This window comes from Rhizobium sp. Pop5, from assembly GCF_024721175.1.
Taxonomy (GTDB): domain Bacteria; phylum Pseudomonadota; class Alphaproteobacteria; order Rhizobiales; family Rhizobiaceae; genus Rhizobium.
In genome coordinates this window covers 920,122-943,176 of sequence record NZ_CP099399.1, presented here as the reverse complement: position 1 = coordinate 943,176, position 23,055 = coordinate 920,122, and the positions used below count along the sequence as shown (strand labels likewise).

Here is a 23,055-nt window from a genome sequence, read left to right as displayed (position 1 = left end):
GCTACTGGCTAACAGTCGCCCCGCTGGACGCCCCGTTGGCCTCCATGGCCGGCGACGGCTCAACAACGCCCGCCCCGCCATTCTGGTACTGAGTGACCACCCTGCGGATCACCTTGCCGTCGCTTGCGATACGAGTTCGCTGAGCTTCCGGCGGGAACGGGTCCTCGGTATGGATGGCCTTGTTTGCTTCCATGGCGTTCCCGAGCCCGAAGGTGATCGAGTCGCGATGGTTCATGTAGTCGGCGCAGCCGGAAACCAGGCCGGCGGCTGCAAGGACGAGAAGGAGACGCTTAGCGTTTTGTAACAACAACCTGGCCTCCCTGGTTCAGATCGAGACGATGGCCATAGGGCCCAGTCACACCTTCGCCATTGCGAAAGCGTCGGAGCATGTCCTTGTCGACTTCCAAGACACCGAGAGCGAAAAGCTCGACATCGTTGGACGAGCGCGTCTGATCGAGCGGACTGTAGAGGTCCTCGCCCGGGCGGGACGGTCGCACAATGTGCGGCGTGACCACGATAACGAGGTCGGATTCTTTCTTCTGGAAACTCGTCGAACGGAACAGTGCGCCGAGAACCGGTATCTGCCCGAGGCCTGGCAATTGCTGGATGTCCTTGGCATTGATCGACTGCAGCAGGCCCGCCATGGCAAAACTCTGGCCGTCGCGAAGCGCTACCGTGGTGCTGGCCGCGCGGGAGATGAAACCCGGATTGCCGTTGACGTTGATCGAGGGATCAAGCTCGGATACCTCAGGCTCGATCTCCAAATTGATGACGCCGTCGTCAAGCACCACCGGCTTGAAGGTCAGCCGCACACCAAAGGGGCGATAGTCCGTCTCGGTGGCGACCGTCGTGCCGTTGTTCGTCGTCTTCAGGATCGGCACCTCACCGCCGGCATGGAAGCTGGCGGTCGAGCCGCTCATTGCGATGAGATTCGGCTGAGCCAGACGACGCACCAATCCCTTCTGCTCGAGCGCGTTGATGACGACATCGATGCGGCCGCCCGAAATTTCCAGAACCTTGGCGATCAACTGGCCGAAGGGCAGCATGCCCGTTGCCGCACCCTTGGGGTCAAGGAGGGTACGGGCCAGGTTGCCGTTATCGTCCACGGTGATCCCCTGGCTGGTCGTTGCCTTGCCGATGCCGTTGTTGCCGTGCCCGGACCAACCGATCCCGAGGTCACGACCCGTCTGGCGTGAGGCTTCAATGACACGGACCTCCAGCATCACTTGCTGGCTGTCGCTGACGCGCAGTTGGTTCAGCACCGGTTGATCGGAATAGGACTGGGCGATTTCCATCACCCGCTGCAATTCGACGCCGTCACGGACGATGCCTGTCAGGCGAATGCGATCGTTGGAGTTGACGACGGTAACCCGGGCCGAGGGCGCGGCGGAGCGAATAGCGGAGGCGACTTCGGTGAAATCGCTGGCAACGCGGATGTCGATGACACCGAGAAGCGATTTGTCGTCGCCATAGACCGAGATATTGGTGGCGCCGATCTTCTTGCCGCGAATGAAAAGCGATTTGTCGGAAAGCGGCACCACGTCGATCATTTCGGCGTTGCCGATGACGAGATCGCCGAAGGTCTGGCCGGTATTGAGCGTCAGCGTCGCGTTCGGAGGCAAGGTCACACGCTGGACCGATTTGCCTAAGGTGACCGACTTTTCCTGCGCGTTGGCGCAGCCGGCAAATCCAGGCCCTAAACATACACAGGCCGAAAACACTGCCGCCAATGCCGCAAGGCTTTTCGTCCTTGCGATTCTTCTCTTGCCGTTCGCCATGCCTGCGTTAGCCCCCCTCGTTCGGCTGGCCGCACCCGCGGCAGGCCGCATAAACATCACTGGACCAGACCGACTCGGTGCTCCTCGCGCGTCGTCGTATTCCAGACCCCTACCGTTACCCACTTCGGCTCGACCGGCAATACCGGCTCGACCTTTTGCTCCACAATCTGCACTTGTTTTTCAGGTTCTGGCAACTCATTCTTTTCCAGATCTTGGCCGAGCTCCGTCGCCATCGCCCCACCACCGAGGTCGGCGACGGTGATCGGACGGGTTTGCTCGACAGAGGAAGAGGCAATATTGCGAAGCGCCAGCGAGAGCGTGCCGATACTGGAGCCGAGGGTGAGGCGCTGCGCCTCATCGGTCGTCACCTCAAAGGTCACGGTTTTCACGACGGACGGCTCGTCCTTGCGCTCGTCTGCCGTCTGGTCCACCGCCAGCACCTTGACGCCTTGCAGCAGCACGTCAACGAAGGTCTGATCGTTGCCTGCCGGTCCGCGCACGACCCGCGTCAGAAGCACGTCGACGCGATCGGAAGGCCTTACGAACCCGGCAACGCCAAGCACGTCGTTGACGCGGATGGAAATCGCCTTCATGCCTTGGTCGAGGGCCGCCGACAGCGTGGCGCGTTCGCCGGCACCAGTGATTTTCGAGGATAGCACCGGCTCGCCAGGGTCGATCGCCGCCATGGCATAGCGCGGCTGGGCATCGCTGCCAACGACCGCTTCGATGCTGACGAACGAGCCTGCGGGTGTTTCATTCGAGGGCCACGGAATGGCTCTGAGATTTTCGGCTCGGATCCGGTCGCCGAAGCGCATCGGCTTGGCGGCGACAATGAGTGTTCTTTCCTCGGCCTTCATGCCGTTCATCGCCAACAGCCGGGCCTTCTGATCGGAGAGATACTCGCGCATGCCGAAGACTGCTGCTGCTGCGAGCACAAACGCAATAACGAGACTTAAAATCGTTGATGAACGCATCGCGGTTACTCGCTACACTGGACGGAGCGCATCCATTCATTGATGCTAATTTAGGAGAGAGGGGTTAATAAAAACCCCTCGCTTCTTCGAACGCTATTATCAGCCTGCGGCTGCTGGGGCGCTCAGCTTGGTCGTAAACCACCCTGCCCAGCCGTTCCAAACGGTAGCCAGATTGGTGCCGGCCAATGTCACCGCCGCGATCACGCCGCCAACCAGCAAGGCAAGCAGAATGAGGTATTCAGTAAGTGCGACGCCGTCTTCTTCCCGCGCGAAAGCGCGTACGCTATTTACAAAGGCTTTCATCGAGAATTTCCTCCGAGATAAGTGGTGCGCCGTATTTCCCCCCGGCCCCCTTGTCGTCGAGACCGCCTCTTCGACTGGGAATATTAATAATCTCTTAATTCTAATTTAGTCAACCGATTTATACATAGGCTCCCGACATCTATACTTTATGGTTAAGACGAAAGTCCCGGTTCCAGTCGTAGAAATTGGCTCGCTCGCCAATTATTTACTTGAGCAGAACTTGAAAATCAGGCAACAATAACCCAAAAGGTTGAATATTATGCTGAAAATGATCGATGTTATTAGCTCGCTTTCGGTATTCCTTTTTCTCTACGCCGCCTGGACCGATTTCCGCGCATGGAAGATCCCCAACTCGGTCGTGCTTGCGCTCGTGGCACTTTATGCATTGCGCGCGGTGGCCGTGATGCTTGGCTCCGAGGATGTCGGCGCTGCGCTGTTTGCGTCGAGCGGAATTGGCGGCGACCTCGGGGCCGGTCTGTTGATGTTCATGCTTGGGGTGATTCTCTGGACGTTCCGGCTGTTTGGCGCAGGAGACGCCAAGCTTTTCCTGCCGATCGGCCTTTTTGTCGGGTGGCACGGAATGCTGCCGTTTTCGTTTTTGCTCCTCGTCTTCGGCATCGTGACGCTCCTGGTCCTCAGGCTGCCGGTGCCGCTGCCCGTCGCACATCTCGCCTTTTTCATGCGCGTCGAGGAAATCCGGGCGAGCCGGAAGGTACCTTATGGTGTCGTCATGGTTTTCGCCGCGCTCGTCACCATGGCTTTGCCCCTTATTCAACAGCAGCTACGGTAACCGCATCGACAAGAGCCCCACTGGTTGGAGGGCGGGCAAGTGTCGGGCATGACTGGCAAAAGAGGCCCGCAGATTGAAAGGCTGCTGGCGATGAGATAGGAGCTTGGCCTTGTCCCGGAGGATTTTCAAGGTCATGGCGAGCGACAGGATGGACGGTAAAACCGAAGGCGGCGACCCGCGTTTTGAAATCCTGCTCGTCGGCATGAACGGCGACCTGCGCGGCAAACAGCTTCCCTCGGGCGCCGAAGACAAGGTCTGGGCCGGAGAAACCCGCCTGCCGACCTCGACGCAATCGCTCGATATCTGGGGCGACGACAATGACGATATCACCGGCGTGTCGCTGACGATCGGCGATCCCGACGGCAAGCTCATTGCGGATCGGCGCAGCCTCGTGCCGATGCCCTGGGCGCCGGAAGGCTCGATGCAGGTGCTCGCCACCATGCATGAATTCGACGGCAGCCCGAGCTTCATGGATCCGCGCGCCATCCTCGCTTCGGTGCTCGAACGTTATGCCGCGCGCGGGTTGACCCCTGTTGTCGCGACCGAGCTGGAATTCTATATCATGGCAGGCAACTGGCGTGAAACCGGGCGCCCCTCCCCGCCCGAAAGCCTCACCTATCGCGGCGAACCGAACGGCTTCCAGCTTTACGACATGAGCGCCGTCGATGCGCTCGATGGCTATCTCCGGACACTCAGAGCCTATGCCAGGGCGCAGGGTCTGCCGGCGGACGCGACGACCGCGGAGTTCGGCCCCGGCCAGTTCGAGGTCAACCTTACGCACCGTCCCGACGCGTTGGCAGCGGCCGACGACTGTCTCTATCTCAAGCGCGTCGCCGAGCAGGCGGCGCGACGCCACGGACTGAAATCGACCTGCATGGCCAAGCCCTATTCCGAACATGCCGGCTCCGGCCTGCATGTTCATGCGAGCATCATCGACGGACAAGGCCGCAACATCCTCGATGCCAAGGGCGGTGAGCCGAAGCTCATCAAATCGGTCACGGCAGGCCTGCTCGATACCATGCGCGAGGCGCAGCTGATCTTCGCCCCGTTCGCCAATTCCTACCGGCGCTTTCAGCCGGGTTCCTTTGCACCCGTTGATCTCACCTGGGGCACCGGCCATCGCGGTACGGCGATCCGCATACCCGATAAGGACGGACCAGCCGCGCGCATCGAGCATCGCGTCGCGGGCGCCGACACCAATCCCTATCTGCTGCTGGCTGCAATCCTTGGCGGCATGCTCATCGGTCTCGATGGCGAGCTCGATCCCGGCGAGGAGACGACGCCCTCGCATACGCCTGCGAATACGCCGCGGCTGACGCATGATTTCCTGAGCGCCGTCGAGGCTTTCCGCGGTTCGCGCTTCATCGCCGATATCTTCGGCGCACGCTATCAGGCGCTCTATGGCGACACCAAGCGCAAGGAAGCGCTCGCGCATCTGCGCACGGTTTCGGATTTCGACTACCGCACCTATCTGCCGCGGCTCTGAAATCAGGCGGAACTGCCTTACGCGGCCGGCTCGCGGCGTTCGCTGGCGTCCACCTGAGCAGCGAGACCCTGCTTGACCAGGACCTTCAATTCGCCTGGATGCAGCCGGATGGAAACGTCGCGTTGGAGCGGCAGGAGTTCGCCGTCCATGACACAATTGGCCTTGGAGCGCAGTTTGGGGAAATGGAGATGCACTTCAGCCGGATGCATCACCATGACGTCGGCATTCTCGCGGACCTTGCCGCGCAACATGTCTATGGCGAGACGGGCGACACCGAGGGGCTTCAGCGGATTTGCCGTGTAGAAGCCGAGTTCGCCGCTTCTGAGATTATCGGCGTAAAGCAGCAGCGCATTCTCGCCGAAGGGATTGTTGGAGACCGAGATCGCCGACACCCTGCGGCGCTCCCGCATGCCGGCCGCCTCGAACTCGACCTCAAATTCCGGCGGATTGAACACCACGCCGAGAGCAGCCTTCGTGCTCGCCCTGATCTTGCCCAGCCGGGAACGATAGCTGTAGGCATTGCGGTAGCGCACCATGCGGGCGTGCAGACCGGCGGAAAACTGGTGAATGAAAGGCCGGCCGTTGGCGCTGGCGATATCGACATTGTCGATCTCGCCGGTAGCCAGCACATCGAGCGCCTGCCAGATATCGAGCGGCACGCGCAGCGAACGGGCAAAGAGGTTCATCGTGCCGGCAGGCACGACACCAAGGGCAATGCCGTTCTTCCAGGCGATCGAGGCCGCCGCCGAAATCGTGCCGTCGCCGCCCCCGGCGACGATACCGTCGATATCGTCGCGTTTGGCGGCCCGCTCCATGGCGGGAATGATTTCCTTTCCTGAGAAAACGATGGCGTCGAAATCGTGCCCTGCTTCGCGGAAAGCTGCTTCCGCCCTCTTCTCGTAGGCCGACATGTCGGTGGTCTTGAAGGTGCCGCCGTCGCGATTGAAAAAGCCTACAAGCTTCATGAGGGCTCCCGTCTCTGGCGCGGAAATAATCCTGCCTTTACCCCTGAGATGGTTGCGGTATCGGCGATTTCAAGCGCCGGCGCTCCTCCCCAGAAAGGACAGAAATGCAAATATTGCAACGGACATATGCACATAACACGACGCTGCACTGCGAAAAACGCACTCGACGCCTGCCGGTATATCACGGATAGATCAGATATCGGAGAGATCGTCTCCACATCCCGCCATTTCGAACGATCGGCTCACGGCAGCACCTGCGCCAGGGCCTTTAGCCAAGCATAAAACCGCCTCAAGGAGCTCTCATGTCTGAGATCGCCGCCAATGTTTCCGTCGTCACCCGGGACTCCATCGAGAGCCAACCGGACGACGAGCTGCCGTCGGCGACGACAGTGGCGCTGGTTCAACTGGCGCTTGCCTGCGGCGGCTTCGGCATAGGCACCGGCGAGTTCGCGATCATGGGACTGCTACCGAATGTCGCCGATACCTTTTCGGTCACCACGCCGCAGGCGGGCTACGTCATCAGCGCCTATGCGCTCGGCGTCGTCGTCGGCGCGCCCGTTATCGCCGTGCTCGCCGCCAAGATGGCGCGCCGCACGCTGCTTTTGACGCTGATGCTGGTCTTTGCCATCGGCAATATAGCAAGCGCCGTGGCTCCGACCTTCGAGACCTTCACCGTCCTGCGCTTCATCAGCGGCCTGCCGCATGGGGCTTATTTCGGCGTTGCGGCCCTCGTCGCCGCCTCTATGGTGCCGGTGCATCGGCGTGCACGCGCGGTCGGCCGCGTCATGCTCGGCTTGACGGTCGCCACCCTTCTCGGCACGCCGCTGACGACGTTCTTCGGCCAGTCGCTCGACTGGCAGGTGGCTTTTTTCTCGGTCGGCGCCGTCGGTTTGCTGACGGTGGCATTGATCTGGATTTACGTTCCAAGGGACAGGGTTTCCTCGGAGGCGAGCTTCCTCCGCGAGCTTGGCGCGTTCCGCCGGCCTCAGGTGTGGCTGACCCTCGGCATCGCCGCTGTCGGCTATGGCGGAATGTTCGCGATGTTCAGCTACATCGCCTCGACAACGACCGAGGTGGCCATGCTGCCGGCAAGTGCGGTTCCGATCATGCTTGTTCTCTTCGGCGTCGGCATGAATGCCGGCAATTTCATCGGCTCGTGGCTCGCCGACAAGTCGCTGCTCGGCACGATCGGCGGCTCGCTCGTCTATAATATCGTCGTGTTGACCACCTTCTCGCTGACGGCCGCCAATCCTTATATGCTCGGCCTCTGCGTGTTCCTCGTCGGCTGCGGTTTTGCCGCCGGTCCGGCGCTGCAGACGCGGCTGATGGATGTCGCCGCGGATGCGCAGACGCTTGCGGCCGCTTCCAACCATTCCGCCTTCAATATCGCCAACGCGATCGGCGCCTGGCTCGGCGGGCTCGTCATCGCCTGGGGCTACGGTTTTGCGGCGACCGGTTATGTCGGCGCGGCGCTCTCCTTCCTTGGACTCTTCGTCTTTGCAGCTTCGTTCCGCCTGGAACGCCGCAGCCGGAGCGCGTAGGCCGGCTGAAGCACCCACGTCTGCAAGGCGTGGGGTGCGACATTCTGGCGTTAAGCATTTACCCTGCTTGACTTTTTCCGAATTCGGGACCACCTAGCAAAGCACGTGAGCGACACCTGTCGGTCACGGATTTCAACGGAGCCATCTTAACGATGCCAAGCGACAGTAGCAGTCGATTGCCTTTGCCGTACGCGGCCTTCGTGCGCTGACCGACTCCTGTCGGCTCGCTCGTCGGACGCTACGGCGGATCGACGGAAAGGCGAGCCTTAATGAACATCAATCGCTTCCCACTTCGGGCAGGCCATGCCGCCCGTGCCTTCATCAACAACAGCCGTAGCGCAACGATCGCCGAACATGTCGATGCGTTGAATGCGCTGACCGTCCATGACGCCGGGCACGTACTGGCAGGCATGCCGCTGGATTATGCCGTCAACATTCTCGACCGGCCGGAACTTCGCAACGCCGCACAGATCCTCGCGCTGATGGGCGCCGAAGATGCTGCACGGTTGCTGCACGGCATGTCCAATGACCGCGTCGCCGACGTGTTGCTCGAACTCGACGGCGAGACCCGCGCCCGACTGTTCGCCAGCCTCGACGAGCCGGTACGCATCGCGATCCAGCACCTGATGGGCTATCCGCCGCGCACGGCGGGCGGCATCATGACGACGGAGTTCGTCAGCGTGCCTGGCAGCTGGACCGTCGCCCAGACGCTCGACCATGTGCGCCAGGTCGAACGCTCGCGCGAAACCGTCTATGCCATCTACGTGCTCGACGAGGCGAGCCATGCGCTGATGCATGTGGTGACGCTGCGCCGTCTCATCACCGGCGAGCCCGATGCATCCATCCTCTCTGTGGCCCAGAAGGGAACCCCGGTTTCGGCCGATCCGCTGATGAAGCAGGAAGATGTCGCCCGCCTGATCCGCAAGCACGATCTGCTCGCACTACCGGTGACCGACCAACATGGGCAGGTGCTCGGCATCGTCACCGTCGACGACGTGATTGATACGATGATCTCGGACACGACGGAAGCGGCCCAGAAGTTCGGCGGCATGGAAGCGCTCGGCCAGCCCTACATGAAGATCAGCTTCGCCGGCATGATCCGCAAGCGCGCCGGATGGCTGGCTGCCCTGTTCCTCGGCGAGATGCTGACGGCAAGCGCCATGCAGCATTTCGAAGGCGAGCTTGAGAAGGCCGTGGTGCTGACGCTGTTCATCCCGCTGATCATGAGCTCCGGCGGCAATTCTGGCTCGCAGGCGACCTCGCTGATCATCCGGGCACTGGCGCTCGGCGAATTGAAGCTTTCGGACTGGTGGAAGGTGTTGTTCCGCGAATTGCCGACCGGCATCGTGCTCGGCGCGATCCTCGGCCTCGTCGGCTTCATGCGCATCGTCTTCTGGCAGTCGGCCGGGCTTTACGATTACGGCCCGCACTGGCAGATGGTCGCCATCACGGTGTTTGCCGCCCTGATCGGCATCGTCACCTTCGGCTCGATCTGCGGTTCGATGCTGCCCTTCGTGCTGCAGAAGCTCCGGCTCGATCCGGCCAGCGCCTCGGCCCCCTTCGTCGCCACGCTGGTCGACGTCACAGGGCTCGTCATCTACTTCTCGGTGGCGCTGCTCATCCTCAGCGGCACGCTGCTGTAGAACACGCATGCCACAGGCCCGAGGGGATTATTTTCCCTCGGGCAACTTCAACGGTCCATGCGTCTTGACGCTGCGGATGGCGAAGTTGGAGCGAATGTCGCTGACATTCGGCAGGGTCAGCAGCGTTTCCGTCAGAAGCCGGTCATAGGCGGCGAGATCCTCCACCACCACTTCGGCGAGGAAATCGGCCGTGCCCGAAATCAGAAAACAGGAAACGATCTCAGGAATGGCAAGCAGCGCCTTCTGCTGCGCCTCCGAATTCTCGCGGCTGTGATGGACCACCTTGAATTCCACGAAGACCGTCAGGCCGAGACCAACCTCCTTGCGATCGATATCGGCGGTGTACCCGCGAATGATACCCGTCCGTTCGAGATTGCGGATGCGGCGCAGACAGGGCGACGGCGAGAGATTGACCTTCTCGGCGATCTCGACATTGGTGGCCCGGGCATCCTCCTGCAGGCACCTCAGGATGGCAATATCGAATTTATCGAGATTTGGCATTTTCGCGATCACCGCTGGCGTCAATTGGCAGAAGATTGCGCATGATACGATTTTCGAGCCACAGATAGCAAGGACGTGCCTCGGCATCTCGCGCTAATCTTCTCTTCGACCGGACAAGATCCGGATGAAGGGTAGGGATTAGGACGATGAGCACGATTGCATTTTCAAATGAAAAATCGCCGTCACAGACGCTGGGTTATGCCGCCGGCACGATCACCGTGCTGATCTGGTCGACCTGGTTTCTGGCAACCCGCCACAGTGCCGCGACGTCGCTTGGCCCAGTCGATATCGGGCTCATCCGTTTCGGCATTCCGGCGCTGGTTCTCTCGCCGGTCTGGCTGCGTATCGGGCTCTTGCCAAAGGGACTGCCGCTTCATCTGCTGGCGATCATGGTCGCCGGCTGCGGCGCGATCTTCTTCCTGGTGACGACGCTTGCCATTCACTCCACACCGGCCGCCTCATCGGGTATTCTGCTCGGCGGCTCGATGCCGCTGGCCACCGCACTGATCGGCATTCTGCTGTTTCGGGAACGGCCTGATGTCACGCGCATCGCCGGGCTGGCGGCGATCGTTGGAGGTGTGCTGATCCTGCTGGGCCGCAGCCTTGCCGATGCCTCCCTGCCCTGGACGAGCTTTGTCATGCTGCCGGCCGGTGCCGTGCTCTGGGCAAGCTATACCCATGCCTTTCGCCGCTCGGGTCTGACCGCTGTTCAGGCCAGCGCGCTGATTGCCGTCTGGTCTTTCCTGATCATCGCTGCGCTTGCTCTCGCCTTCGGTATTTCGCTGCCGCAGGCTCCGCTCCCGGAAGTCGGCCTGCAGGTGCTGAGCCAGGGGATTCTTTCCGGCCTCGTAGCCATGGTGGCCTATGGCACAGCGGTGCGCACGCTCGGCGGAACGCAGGCTGCGGCCTTCACGGCGCTGACGCCGGTGCTCGCGACGCTCGGCGGCGGCTTCCTGCTCGGCGAGCAGACGGGGCTTGCCGAAATCAGCGCCGCTGTCATCACCGGCATCGGCGTGGCGCTTTCGACCGGCATTGCCGCCAAGCGTCGCTGAACGTTTCGATCAATCAAGAGCCGCCGTCAGCGATATGCTGCGGCGGTTCAGTTTGAATGAACGCAGGATTTTTTGAGTTGACCCGACTTCTCTTTATGCACGAATTTGGCAATCTGCCCTGCAGGACACTGCCCGTCATTAAAAAGCACCGCTTGTCCCGCCGGCAATGACTGAGTTGTCGGCCTCTGCGTAACGGTCTTGATGGCCGCCAGTGCCGGTAAAGCACTGGCAAACGTAGAAAGTGCCACGATAGAAACTATTATGCTTATACTACGCATTTCGGCCTCCATCTATGAATAGATCGCAGTATACTGAGCACACTTGTCCCGTTCGTCAATTCACTTTCATCAACGATGTCCGCCCCTGCTCTCCCTGAGGGCATCGCTTTTCTTTCGGCCCTAGGGCTTAGGCCGTAGCCTGGATGACGACAACCCTGGCGCCGACATCGACGCGGCTGTAGAGATCGATTACGTCGTGGTTCATCATGCGGATGCAGCCGCTCGACATGGCGAGGCCGATCGATTCCGGCTGGTTCGTGCCGTGAATGCGGAAATGCGTATCGTTGCCGCCGCGATAGAGATACATCGCGCGTGCGCCGAGCGGGTTGTTCGGGCCGCCCGGCATACCGCCGGCAAGCTTGCGATAGCGCTCTTCGCGGCGCTGCATGTTTTCGGTCGGCGTCCAGCTCGGCCACTCGGCCTTGCGGCCGATATAGGCATCACCGGCAAAGGCCAGCCCCTCGCGGCCGACACCGACGCCATACCGCATCGCTCTGTTATCGCCGAGGACGTAATAGGCGCGACGCGCCGGCGTATCGACGACGATGGTGCCCGTTGCATGAATGGTTTCGTAGGCCACTTCCTGGCGACGGAGCTCCGGCTTGATCTTGTCGATCGGCACCTGCCGCAGTGGAAACTTCTCATCAGGAAGTGCGGCGTAATTCGTTTGGCTGTTCAAACCTGTCGAAGAGCAGCCGGCCACGACAAGGGGCAGAGCAATCAGAAAGCCCCGGCGGGAGATCGTCATGAAAGTGTCCTTAGTGCGTCGAGAAGATGTCGCAAGCTAAGGAATTTATGGTTAACGAATGGCTAAGAACCGCCGCCGGCAGGCGATCACGAACGCCTCCGCTCGTGAAATTGCCGGCTGCGGTGCCGATCCGCCTCACATATTCGGATAGACCGGTCCTTCGCCGCCCTGCGGCGGCACCCAGTTGATGTTCTGGTTGGGGTCCTTGATGTCGCAGGTCTTGCAGTGCACGCAGTTCTGGGCGTTGATGACGAAGACGTCCTTGCCGTCCTTCTCCACCCATTCATAAACGCCGGCCGGACAGTAACGAGTCGACGGGCCAGCATAGATGTCATGTTCGGAGCGCTTCTGCAGGCCCATGTCCTTGACCTGCAGATGCACCGGCTGGTCCTCCTCATGGTTGGTGTTCGACAGGAACACCGAGGACAGCCGGTCGAAGGTCAGGACGCCGTCCGGCTTCGGGTAGGCGATCGGCTTATGCTGCGAGGCCGGCTCGAGCGACTGTGCATCGGTCTTGCCGTGCTTCAGCGTGCCGAAGAAAGAGAAGCCGAACAGCGTATTCGTCCACATGTCGAGACCGCCAAGCGCGACGCCAATCGCGGTGCCGAACTTCGACCACAGCGGCTTGACGTTGCGAACCCGCTTCAAATCCTTGCCGATGTCGCTTGAGCGCCAGTCGTTCTCGATCTCGACCACCTCGTCATTGGCGCGACCGGCAGCAATCGCCGCAGCGATCCGGTCTGCCGCCATCATTCCCGACAGAACCGCATTGTGGCTGCCCTTGATGCGCGGCACGTTGACGAGACCGGCCGAACAGCCGATCAGCGCGCCGCCCGGGAAGGACAGCTTCGGCACCGACTGGTAGCCGCCCTCGGTGATGGCGCGCGCGCCATAGGAGAGCCGCTTGCCGCCCTCGAAGGTGGTGCGGATCGCAGGATGGGTCTTGAAGCGCTGGAATTCCTCGAAGGGATAGAGATAGGGGTTCTTGTAGTTCAGGTGGACGACGAAACCGACGGCCACCAGATTGTCTTCCAGGTGATAAAGGAAGGAGCCACCGCCGGTCTTCATGCCGAGCGGCCAGCCGAAGGAGTGCTGCACCAGACCTTGCTTGTGGTTCTCCGGCTTGACCTGCCAGAGTTCCTTGATGCCGATGCCGAACTTCTGCGGCTCCCGATCCTTCGACAGGTCGAACTTGGCGATCAACTGCTTGGCAAGCGAGCCGCGCACGCCCTCGCCGATCAGCACATATTTGCCGAGCAGTTCCATGCCGCGTGTATAGTTCGGGCCGGGCTCCCCGTTCTTCTCGATGCCCATGTCGCCCGTGGCAACGCCGATCACCGCGCCGGCATCGTTGTAGAGCACTTCGGTTGCGGCAAAGCCCGGATAGATCTCGACGCCGAGTTCTTCCGCCTTGGTCGCGAGCCAGCGACAGACGTTGCCGAGCGAGACGATATAATTGCCGTGATTGTTCATCAGCGGCGGCATCAGCACATTCGGCAGGCGGATCGAGCCGGCCGGACCGAGGACCAGGAAGTGGTCGTCCTTCACCTCGGTCTTGAACGGATGGTCGGCCTCCTGGCGCCAACCGGGCAGCAATCGGTCGATGCCAATGGGATCGACGACGGCTCCGGACAGGATATGGGCGCCGACTTCCGAGCCCTTCTCCAAAACGACGACCGACAGTTCCGGATTGACCTGTTTCAGGCGGATCGCCGCAGATAGACCGGCCGGTCCGCCGCCGACGATTACCACGTCGAATTCCATGCTTTCGCGTTCGGGCAGCTCACTCACCTCGGTCATCCATTCGTCTCCACTTGGCCGCAAGCGGCCGACTTCCCCTGATCGGCACTTTCTTGTCAAAACGAGAAGGGATTGTCGAGCCGGGATACGACAGCCGATCTTCCAATTCGCACAATGATAGAGATCCGAGCCAAGATTATATAACGCTTACGTTAACGTCAATTATCAAACCTCGCCAGACCCCATCACTCTCCCTTTCCTTTTCCGCCGTATGCGCCTTATACATCGCTCAAAGATATCGGAGGACAAGGTCATGGATCTCGGCATCGCAGGCAAACGGGCGCTCGTTCTCGCCTCCTCACGCGGCCTCGGCCTCGGCATCGCCGTGGCGCTGGCGCGGGAGGGCGCAAATGTGCTGCTATGCGGGCGCAGCGGCGAACAGCTCGAGGCCAACTGCAAGGCGATCAATGCCGAAGGCAAGGGCAAGGCCGACTGGATCTGGGCCGATCTCGGCGATGAACGCTTCGTCGAGACGGCAACGACGGCGGTCAAAGAGAAATTCGGCGGGCTCGATATCCTCGTCAACAACACAGGCGGACCGACACCGGGCACGACGGAAGACATGACGGCCGAGAAGCTCGAGACCTACTTCCTCTCCATGGTCGCCCGCGTGATCACGCTCACCAACGCGCTGCTGCCCGGCATGAAGGCACAGGGCTGGGGCCGTATCCTGACGGTTGCCTCGTCGGGCGTGATCGAACCGATTGCCAATCTGGCGCTCTCCAATACGCTGCGCCCTGCCCTCGCCGGCTGGAGCAAGACGCTCGCCTCCGAAGTGGCGGGCTTCGGCATCACCGCCAATCTGCTTCTGCCCGGCAGCATCCTGACGGGAAGGCTTGACGATCTCGATGGCGCGGCAGCGAAACGGACAGGCAAGAGCCTGGATGAGATCCGCGCCGGAAAGGAAGCCCGCATTCCGACCGGCCGATACGGCAAGGTGGAGGAATTTGCAGCAGCGGCCGCCTTCCTCTGCAGCCAGCCGGCAAGCTACATCACCGGCTCGCTTATCCGTTGCGACGGCGGCGCGGCGCGGTCTGTCTGACCGCCGCGTCTTAGCCGACGCGGGCCGCAGCGGCGGCCCATGTCGCGACACTTCGCATCATCTGCTCGACATTGGCCGGATCGTCCGCGATTTCGGCGAGTTCGGAAAGGCGATGGAAACCGGTCAGGATCGCAATGCGCCGCCGATCGATCCGACGTCCGGTCAGGATTTCATATGCCGATACGATGCGGGCGGTCAGATCGGGTGAAATGAAGTTCGAGTAGATGAATTCCTGGTGCAACGGGCCGAAGCCAGAATCGGCAAAATCGTAAATGCCATTGAGCCTCCTATGCGTATGGTCGAAAGCCATGTTCCAGCCGTGGCCATCGAAGAAGCCGAAGACGCTGCCGTAAGGATCGGGCGGCAAGGCTTGGAAATCCCAAATGATGGCCTCCGCGAAGCTCCCGATATCGGATGACAGCAGCGGCAGAGCCTTGGACCTGACCGCCTCCGGCGATTGCCATGGCAAGATTGCGCTTGCGCCGGCGGTGCGCATGCGATCGGCATCGAGCACATGCAGCTCGGCGTAAAACCGCGCGAGATCCTCCGCCAGGTGCTGACGGTCGCCCTCATCAAGCGCATCGTAATCTTCGGCGATGAGATGTTCGCCCTCAATCTTCGTATGGCTGGAGAAGACCGGCGGACCGTCATGAATATGCATGTCGGGAACGGCCATCGAAAGCGATGGCCTGATGACGTCGAGCAAGGCGGCTTCCTTTTGAAGCGCCCGTTCCGCGGCGAGAGTGCGGGGAAACTTGAAAATCAGCGTGTCGTCGACGTCGATCGCCGTCGAATCCCAGCCCTTTGCCGCCAGTCGGAAGACAGCCCCGGTGAGGTGCGGAAACACGCTTGTGATGAGAGAGCGAAACTCGCTGGCGTCCAACTCGGTCATGACGACCTGCCTTTTCCGTTTTTCTGCGTTCTTCCGCGCAACAAAGGCATAGGGTGCAGCCGTCGGGGCTGCATCAAGCTGCGCAGCCACTATATTAGTATAGTTTGAATATTACGGAATATTCATTACAAAAATTTAAGCCGTTATAACCACTTAGTGATCGTGGATGGACAATTATGTCTTTTTTGCGCCGCAATATAAGTGGTTCAATCAGGGCATTAAATTTTGCTACCTTGCCCCAGCAACCTTGCCCAAAGTCCGGTCTCGCCCATGAAGAAATTTTGGATCACCGTCAGCCTTATCGCCGTCGCCGCCGTCGGCCTCTGGCAATTCGGGAATCTCATCCCCTATGCCTCCCGCATTCCCTACCTTTCGCAGATCATCAAGCAGCCGGCAGGCGGCAATGGGCAACAGGCACAGGCCGATCAAGCGCCGGACGGCGGGCAGCATCAGGGCGGCGGCCGCAGACGCGGCGGCGGCCCAACTGTCGTCAAAACCGTCGCCGCCGTGAAAACGGCGCTCCCGACGGATGTGACGGCGACCGGCTGGGCCGATGCCGATGACAATACGACCATTGCGGCGCAGGAGCAGGGCGTGATCGTCAGTATCAATGCTGACGATGGTGCGACCGTCAAAGACGGCGACCTGATCGCAAAGCTGGACGACCGGACGGCCAAGGCGGCTGTCGACAAGGACAATGCGATGATCGCGCGGGATACGGCGACCCTTTCGGAAGCAGAGACCGCACTGGTACGCGCGCAGGATCTTTTCGACCAGAAGGCCGGCACCCAGCAGAGCCTCGATCAGGCAAAAGCCGCCCGCGACACTGCCGCGGCGACGGTCGAAGCTGATAAGGCGACACTCGCCTCGGATCGGATCACACTCGAGCATACCGAGATCCGCGCCCCCTTCGACGGCCGTCTCGGCGATATCGCCGTCAGCAAGGGCGCTTTCCTCAATGCTGGCGCCGCGATCGTCACCATCGCCAAATACGACCCGATCTATGTGAAATTCCACCTGCAGGAACGCTATCTGCGTGAGCTGAAGAAGGCCCTGGCAACCGGTCCGGTCGCGGTCAGCACAGTTCCCTCTTCCAGCAAGGGGCAAGTCCGCAAGGGCGAGATCAGCTTCTACGACAACACAGTCGATACGGCCTCGGGCACAATCCTCGCCAAAGCGAAATTCGAGAATGCTTCCGGTGCACTCTGGCCCGGCCAGTCGGTCAATATCGTGGTGCATTTCAACAACAGCGAACAGCAGGTGGTCGTGCCGACGGTTGCCATCAGCCCCGGCCCGGACGGGTTCTTCGCTTTCGTCGCCAAGGACGGCAAATCGCAGTTGACTCCCGTCACCGTCGCCCGCGCCAATGGCGGGTTTACCGCAATTGCCTCGGGCCTTTCGGAAGGCGACCACGTCGTCGTCGAAGGTCAGGGCCAGCTCAGTGATCAGCAGGCCATCAAGGAGCAGTTCGACGAAAAGACGCTCGATGTCGCCTCCGCCGAAAAGCCCCCGCAACCGCAACAGTCCGAGACGATTGCGGTGGGAGCTGAGCAATGATTCCCAATTTCTGTATCCAGCGCCCCGTCGCAACGACGCTGCTTGCCATCGGCGTCATTCTGGCCGGCCTTGCCGGTTATCAGCTCGTGCCGGTCGCGGCGCTGCCGCAGGTCGATTTTCCCACAATCAACGTTTCGGCGCAGCTGAGCGGCGCCTCGCCGCAGACGATGGCGACCTCGGTCGCAACGCCGCTGATCAAGCAGTTCGAGACCATTCCGGGGATCAGCGAGATCAGCGCCTCGAGCTCGCTCGGCAGCACCAGCATCGTGCTGCAGTTCAACCTCAACCGCGACATCGATGCGGCTGCAGCCGACGTGCAGGCCGCGATCTCGCATGCGACACGGCAGCTGCCTGACAACCTGACGACGCCGCCGAGCTACCGCAAGACGAACCCGGCCGATGCGCCCGTCATGCTGCTTTCCGTGCAGAGCAACACCATGCCGCGCAGCAAGCTCGATGAGATCGCCGAGGATATTATCTCGCCGTCGCTTTCCACGCTTCCCGGCGTTGCCCAGGTCAGCGTCTACGGAGCGCAGACCTATGCAGTGCGCGTCGAGGTCGATCCCAACAAGCTGCTCACTCGCGGCATCGGCATCGATACCGTCAACAAGGCGCTCGCTGCCGCCAATAGCCAGCAGCCTGTGGGAACGTTGCAGAATAATTTGCAGGCCATGACCATCACCGCGAATACGCAGCGTACCAACGCCGACCAATTCCGGTCGCTCGTCATTGCCACTCCGAACGGTGCGCCGATCCATCTCGGCGATATCGCCGATGTGCAGGACAGCGTCGAGAACCAGTATACCGGCAGCTGGTATGACGGCCAGCGCGGCATTATCCTCGCCATCCAGCGTCAGCCGGATGCCAACACCGTCGACGTCGTCGATGCGATCAACGCCAAGCTGCCTCAGCTTCACGCCGAAATCCCGCCCTCGGTCACCACGGTCGTGATGAACGACGCCGCAAAACCGATCCGTGCGGCCATTGCAGACGTGAAGTTCACGCTGCTGCTCACGATCGGCCTCGTCGTTCTGGTCATCTACCTCTTCACCGGCCATGCGACGGCAACGATCATTCCGGGACTTGCCGTTCCGCTGTCGCTGATCGCGACCTTCGGCATGATGTATGTGCTGGGTTACAGCATCGACAACATCTCCCTGCTCGGGCTGACGCTCGCGGTGGGGCTCGTGGTCGACGACGCGATCGTGATGCTCGAAAATATTCTCCGCCATGTCGAGGAAGGCATGCCGGTGCGGGAAGCGGCGATCAAGGGTGCGGGCGAAGTCAGCTATACCATCATTTCGATGTCGGTTTCCCTCATTGCCGTCTTCATCCCGATCCTTCTGATGGGCGGCGTCGTCGGCCGCGTATTCAACGAATTCGGCATGGTGGTCGCCATCGCCATCATCTCGTCGGCAATCGTCTCGCTGACCGTCACGCCGATGCTCGGCTCGCGCCTCTCCAACAACCACAGCCGCCCGCCGCTCCTCATCCGCCTCTTCGATGCCGGTTTCGAGTGGACCCTGCACGGCTATGACAGGTCGGTCGGCTGGTGCCTTCGTCATCGCGTCACGATCCTTGGCGTCTTCCTCGGTTCGGTTGCGCTGACGGTCTATTTCTTCATGACGCTGCCGACGAGCTTCTTCCCACAGGAGGATATCGGCCGCTTGACCATCAGCACCCAGGCCCGGCAGGATATTTCCTATTCCGCCATGGAGGCGCTGCAGCAGCAGGCGGCAGCCGCGGTGAAGGCCAATCCGGCGGTCAACCATGTGATGTCCACGATCGGTGGCAACCCGAACAAACCACAGAACAATGGTTCGATGTTCGTCGAGCTCAAGGATAAGACGGAGCGCCCGCCGCTCGAGCAGACGCTGCGCGAGCTGCGCATGGAGATCAACAAAATCCCCGGATTGCAGGCCTTCGTGACGCCGAACCAGAGCCTTCGCTTCGGCGGCCGCCAGACCGCCAGCCAATATCAGCTGGTCGTGCAGGCACTGAATACCGACCAGACCAACCTCTGGGCCGGCAAGCTTCAGGCGGCGATGCGCGGGGACCGCCAGTTGTTCACCGACGTGACGTCAGACGCCCAGAACAACGCCCTGCAGGCCAATATCGTCATCGATACAGAGCGGGCCGCCGCCTACGGGATCGACAACGGCACGCTGCGAAAGACCCTGCAGGAATCCTTCAGCGGATATACGGCGGCGGAAATCCAGTCGACCGGCGACAGCTACGACGTCATCGTCGAATACGACACTAGAAAACCCTGGGACGACCAAAAGCTGTCGGAGATCCGCGTCGCCTCGGCCAATGGCAGCCTCGTGCCGCTTTCCAACTTCGCGCATGTCCAGCGCACGACCGGCCCGGTAACGATCAACCAGACGGGCCAGCTCGTCTCAACGACGGTTTCCTTCAACCTGCCGGAAGGCGTATCGCTCAGCGACGCGACAGCCGCGATCGATCAGATCAAGAAGCAGATCGATATGCCGGCCGATGTCTTCACCTCCTATGGCGGCACGGCGGAGATCTTTCAGCAGTCGCAGGGCAATACGCCTTATCTGATCCTGGCGGCGGTGCTGACCATCTATGTCGTGCTCGGCGTGCTCTATGAAAGCTTCATCCATCCGCTCACCATTCTTTCCGGCCTGCCGGCCGCGGCTTTCGGCGCGCTGCTGGCGCTTGACATCATGGGCTTCGATTTGTCGATCATTGCGCTCATCGGCCTCCTGATGCTGATCGGCATCGTCAAGAAAAACGCGATCATGATGATCGACGTGGCAGTGGAGACGATGCGCACGACCGGCGAAAAGGCGACGGCGGCGATTCACGAAGCCTGCGTGCGACGCTTCCGGCCGATCATGATGACGACCTTCTGCGCCCTGCTCGGCGCCCTGCCGATCGCGCTCGGCTCAGGCGCAAGCTCGGAGCTGCGCCAGCCCCTCGGCATCGCCGTCGTCGGCGGCCTCGTCGTCTCGCAGCTGCTGACGCTCTTCATCACTCCCGTCATCTTCGTCGAGATGGACCGCTTCGGCAATTTCCTCGGCCGCCTGATCGGCGAGAAGAAGGTCGTGGAAGTCGAGGTGCAGGAAGCAAGGGCAATGGCCGCCGAGTGACGGCGGCCTGCGGATTCGGCATCACCGATGAGCCCCGAGGCGCGCTTCTTCTCTCCGACCGGGAGAAGAAGCGCGCCTCGACCATATCGGCCCCTTGAATGTGTCACGGCCCTGTGGCATCACCCGCCCTCCTGAATCCGGGCGTTCTCACGCTCTTTCGCGGAGCCACGCTCCGTCTCCAATAACAATCGGTATGAAGAGGTGCGGGCATGGCTCAGGCGCTGGGTTTCGACTTCGGCACGACGAATACGGTTCTCGCCATGGCGGACGGCGGGGCGACGCGCTCGATGGCGTTCACGAGCGCGGCGGGCACGGCCGGCAGCATGCGCACCGCGCTCTCCTTCATGAAGGACGCACAGCTCGGCGCTTCGGCGCTGAAGGTGGAGGCGGGCCACGCCGCGATCCGCCAGTTCATCGACAATCCCGGCGAATGCCGCTTCCTGCAATCGATCAAGACCTTTGCGGCGAGCGCGCTCTTCCAGGGCACGCTGATCTTCGCCAAGCGCCATAATTTCGAAGATTTGATGGAGGTCTTCATCAGGCGCCTGCGCAACTATGCCGGCGACAGTTGGCCTTCGGAGGTCAGCCGCATCGTCACCGGCAGGCCGGTGCATTTCGCCGGCGCGAGCCCCGATCCGGTGCTGGCGACCGAGCGCTATAACGAGGCGCTGTCGCGCTTCGGCTTTCCCGAAATCCACTATGTCTATGAGCCCGTCGCCGCCGCCTTTTATTTCGCACAGAACCTGAAGCAGGACGCAACAGTGCTGGTGGCCGATTTCGGCGGCGGCACGACCGACTATTCGCTGATCCGCTTCGAGACCGTCGCCGGCAAGCTGATTGCAACTCCCATCGGCCATTCCGGCGTCGGCGTCGCGGGCGATCATTTCGACTACAGGATGATCGACAACATCGTCGCGCCGCAGATCGGCAAGGGCAGCCACTTCAAAAGCTTCGACAAGATCCTCGAGGTGCCGTCCAACTACTATTCCAGCTTCGGCCGCTGGAACCAGCTGTCGATCTTCAAGACCACGCGCGAATTCGAGGATCTGAAGAAGCTGGTGCGCACCAGCCTGGAGCCGGAAAAGCTCGAAATCTTCATCGATCTCATCGACCATGACGAGGGCTATCCGCTCTACCAGGCGGTGTCAGCGACGAAGATGGCGCTCTCGACATCGGAAGAAGCGCCTTTCGATTTCGCGCCGCTCGGCCGCGGCGGGCATCGCAGCATCAAGCGCAGCGATTTCGAAGGCTGGATCGCCGAGGATCTTGCCCGCATCGAAGGCGCACTCGACGACGTGCTCGAAAAGACCGAGACGAAGCCCGCTGACATCGACAAGGTGTTCCTGACGGGCGGCACTTCCTTCGTGCCGGCGGTGCGTCGCATCTTCACCGAACGCTTCGAGCGTGACCGGATCGAGAGCGGCGGCGAACTCTTGTCGATTGCCCACGGCCTGGCGCTGATCGGCGAACGCGACGACATCTCGCAATGGACCGTGCAATAGAACGGGCAAGAGCGGGCAATGTGCCGCCCGCCCTTTCAATGCCCATTTCTCTCCGCTAGACTTGTCGCATGATCTCCGCCAACGACCTTTCCCCTGCCGAGCTTGCAGCGCTTCTGCATTTCCATGCGGATGCCGGCGTGGAATGGCTGCTGGAGGAAGAGGCGGTCGACCGCTTCGCCGAGTTCGAGGCGATGAAGGCGGCTCGCCGGCCGGCGACACCAGCGCAACAGGAAGGCGCGGCGGCCGGCGAACGCCAGATATCGCCGCGTCCGAATGCGGCGGCGCGCCCGGCCCCGGCCGAACGCGCAGCTTCCGGCCCGCAACCCGCCATTCCCGATGGCGAGGCCGTGCAACAGGCGCGTTTCGTTGCCGAAAGCGCACGTTCGCTCGGTGAACTCAAGACAGCGATCGAAGCCTTCAACGGCTGCAATCTCAAGCATAGCGCCCGCTCGACCATCTTTGCCAGCGGCGATGCGACAAGCGGCATCATGGTGATCGGTTCGGCGCCGGGCGCCGAAGACGACCGAGAAGGTGCGCCCTTCTCGGGAAAATCCGGTCAACTGTTCGACAAGATGCTGGCCGCGATCGGGCTCAACCGCTCGGGCATTCTTCTGACGCAGGTCATCCCTTGGCGTCCGCCCGGCAATCGAGCCGCGTCGCAGGCGGAAGTGGACATTTGCCGGCCCTTCATCGAGCGGCAGATCGCGCTGGCCGAACCCAAGGTGATCCTGCTCCTCGGCAATTTTTCGGCGCGCTTCTTCTTCGGGGAAAACGATACGATTCACGGCCTGCGCGGCCGATGGAGGGAGATCGCAGTTGCGGAGCAGGTCATTCCCGCAATCGCCAGCCTGCATCCTCAGGATCTGTTAACCGCACCTGTAAACAAACGGCTGGCCTGGAACGACCTGCTCGCTTTTCAGGCGAAGCTTAAGTCCCTCTCCCTGCTCAGAAATTAGACGAAGTTGAAAAAATTATGAAGCGGTCCATGCGTTTTTCGCATAGCTGCATCGCATCATGACGCATTGCAGAATCTATGTTGCACTGCAATATAAGCCTGTGTCTTGGGAGGAATCACAGGAACCAAGGC

Annotated in this window: 20 protein-coding genes; 10 read left to right on the top strand and 10 right to left on the bottom strand. The window is 61.3% G+C overall.

Features of this window, described 5'->3' with window-relative positions; all coding sequences use genetic code 11:
- Position 1 precedes the first annotated feature (1 nt).
- From NE852_RS06755 to NE852_RS06740, 4 genes are all read right to left on the bottom strand, one after another.
- Positions 2-307 carry a hypothetical protein gene (locus NE852_RS06755; RefSeq protein WP_008522644.1) on the bottom strand — a complete coding sequence of 102 codons (306 nt, stop codon included), beginning with the start codon at positions 305-307 and terminating at the stop codon, positions 2-4.
- The gene (locus tag NE852_RS06750; protein WP_037170609.1) at positions 291-1,778 is read right to left on the bottom strand and encodes a type II and III secretion system protein family protein; all 1,488 of its coding nucleotides are present in this window, start codon (positions 1,776-1,778) and stop codon (positions 291-293) included. Before NE852_RS06750 ends, NE852_RS06755 begins: the two co-directional genes overlap by 17 nt.
- A gap of 56 nt (positions 1,779-1,834) precedes the next feature.
- Complete coding sequence (cpaB, locus tag NE852_RS06745; RefSeq protein ID WP_037170611.1) at positions 1,835-2,752, bottom strand: Flp pilus assembly protein CpaB; 918 nt, start codon at positions 2,750-2,752, stop codon at positions 1,835-1,837.
- A 99-nt stretch (positions 2,753-2,851) separates the two neighbouring features.
- Positions 2,852-3,055: a Flp family type IVb pilin gene (locus tag NE852_RS06740; RefSeq protein WP_008522648.1), complete on the bottom strand. Its 204-nt coding sequence runs from the start codon at positions 3,053-3,055 to the stop codon at positions 2,852-2,854.
- Positions 3,056-3,314: 259 nt separating this feature from the next.
- Here NE852_RS06740 and NE852_RS06735 point away from each other — a divergent pair, with 259 nt between their 5' ends.
- Entirely contained in the window at positions 3,315-3,845 is a 531-nt protein-coding gene (locus NE852_RS06735) for a prepilin peptidase (protein WP_008522650.1), read from the top strand.
- Between the two features lie 133 nt (positions 3,846-3,978).
- On the top strand, positions 3,979-5,331 hold the full coding sequence (locus tag NE852_RS06730) for a glutamine synthetase family protein (RefSeq protein WP_008522652.1): 1,353 nt from the start codon (positions 3,979-3,981) through the stop codon (positions 5,329-5,331).
- Between the two features lie 17 nt (positions 5,332-5,348).
- Here the strand turns inward: NE852_RS06730 and NE852_RS06725 are convergent, their stop codons facing one another.
- Positions 5,349-6,296 carry a diacylglycerol kinase family protein gene (locus tag NE852_RS06725; RefSeq protein WP_008522653.1) on the bottom strand — a complete coding sequence of 316 codons (948 nt, stop codon included), beginning with the start codon at positions 6,294-6,296 and terminating at the stop codon, positions 5,349-5,351.
- A 302-nt stretch (positions 6,297-6,598) separates the two neighbouring features.
- On the opposite strand from NE852_RS06725, the gene NE852_RS06720 reads away from it, so the two are divergent.
- Positions 6,599-7,837 carry an MFS transporter gene (locus NE852_RS06720; protein WP_008522654.1) on the top strand — a complete coding sequence of 413 codons (1,239 nt, stop codon included), beginning with the start codon at positions 6,599-6,601 and terminating at the stop codon, positions 7,835-7,837.
- 269 nt (positions 7,838-8,106) lie between these two features.
- A complete protein-coding gene (gene mgtE / locus NE852_RS06715; protein WP_008522656.1) occupies positions 8,107-9,480 on the top strand; it encodes a magnesium transporter in 1,374 nt (457 codons plus the stop codon).
- Between the two features lie 27 nt (positions 9,481-9,507).
- On the opposite strand, the gene NE852_RS06710 is transcribed toward mgtE, so the two are convergent.
- The gene (locus tag NE852_RS06710; protein ID WP_037170618.1) at positions 9,508-9,981 is read right to left on the bottom strand and encodes an Lrp/AsnC family transcriptional regulator; all 474 of its coding nucleotides are present in this window, start codon (positions 9,979-9,981) and stop codon (positions 9,508-9,510) included.
- Positions 9,982-10,127: 146 nt separating this feature from the next.
- On the opposite strand from NE852_RS06710, the gene NE852_RS06705 reads away from it, so the two are divergent.
- Positions 10,128-11,033, top strand: a complete 906-nt coding sequence (locus tag NE852_RS06705; RefSeq protein WP_258156331.1) for a DMT family transporter — start codon at positions 10,128-10,130, stop codon at positions 11,031-11,033.
- Between the two features lie 47 nt (positions 11,034-11,080).
- Here the strand turns inward: NE852_RS06705 and NE852_RS32615 are convergent, their stop codons facing one another.
- The 3 genes from NE852_RS32615 to NE852_RS06695 form a co-directional block, all read right to left on the bottom strand.
- On the bottom strand, positions 11,081-11,311 hold the full coding sequence (locus tag NE852_RS32615) for a DUF6719 family protein (RefSeq protein ID WP_308821730.1): 231 nt from the start codon (positions 11,309-11,311) through the stop codon (positions 11,081-11,083).
- Between the two features lie 127 nt (positions 11,312-11,438).
- On the bottom strand, positions 11,439-12,059 hold the full coding sequence (locus NE852_RS06700) for a L,D-transpeptidase (protein ID WP_008522668.1): 621 nt from the start codon (positions 12,057-12,059) through the stop codon (positions 11,439-11,441).
- Positions 12,060-12,194: 135 nt separating this feature from the next.
- A complete protein-coding gene (locus NE852_RS06695; RefSeq protein WP_008522670.1) occupies positions 12,195-13,859 on the bottom strand; it encodes an electron transfer flavoprotein-ubiquinone oxidoreductase in 1,665 nt (554 codons plus the stop codon).
- Between the two features lie 253 nt (positions 13,860-14,112).
- Between NE852_RS06695 and NE852_RS06690 the strand changes: the two genes are divergently transcribed.
- Positions 14,113-14,901 (top strand): SDR family oxidoreductase, encoded by a 789-nt coding sequence (locus tag NE852_RS06690; RefSeq protein WP_008522672.1) that lies wholly within the window; start codon positions 14,113-14,115, stop codon positions 14,899-14,901.
- Positions 14,902-14,911: 10 nt separating this feature from the next.
- On the opposite strand, the gene NE852_RS06685 is transcribed toward NE852_RS06690, so the two are convergent.
- Positions 14,912-15,793, bottom strand: a complete 882-nt coding sequence (locus NE852_RS06685; protein WP_008522674.1) for a phosphotransferase family protein — start codon at positions 15,791-15,793, stop codon at positions 14,912-14,914.
- A gap of 270 nt (positions 15,794-16,063) precedes the next feature.
- Here NE852_RS06685 and NE852_RS06680 point away from each other — a divergent pair, with 270 nt between their 5' ends.
- The 4 genes from NE852_RS06680 (at position 16,064) to NE852_RS06665 (ending at position 22,924) form a co-directional block, all read left to right on the top strand.
- The gene (locus NE852_RS06680; protein WP_008522676.1) at positions 16,064-17,350 is read left to right on the top strand and encodes an efflux RND transporter periplasmic adaptor subunit; all 1,287 of its coding nucleotides are present in this window, start codon (positions 16,064-16,066) and stop codon (positions 17,348-17,350) included.
- Positions 17,347-20,466 (top strand): efflux RND transporter permease subunit, encoded by a 3,120-nt coding sequence (locus tag NE852_RS06675; RefSeq protein WP_008522677.1) that lies wholly within the window; start codon positions 17,347-17,349, stop codon positions 20,464-20,466. Before NE852_RS06680 ends, NE852_RS06675 begins: the two co-directional genes overlap by 4 nt.
- Before the next feature lie 209 nt (positions 20,467-20,675).
- Complete coding sequence (locus NE852_RS06670) at positions 20,676-21,968, top strand: Hsp70 family protein (RefSeq protein ID WP_258156330.1); 1,293 nt, start codon at positions 20,676-20,678, stop codon at positions 21,966-21,968.
- Positions 21,969-22,036: 68 nt separating this feature from the next.
- Positions 22,037-22,924 (top strand): uracil-DNA glycosylase family protein, encoded by an 888-nt coding sequence (locus tag NE852_RS06665; protein ID WP_008522711.1) that lies wholly within the window; start codon positions 22,037-22,039, stop codon positions 22,922-22,924.
- Positions 22,925-23,055 lie beyond the last annotated feature (131 nt).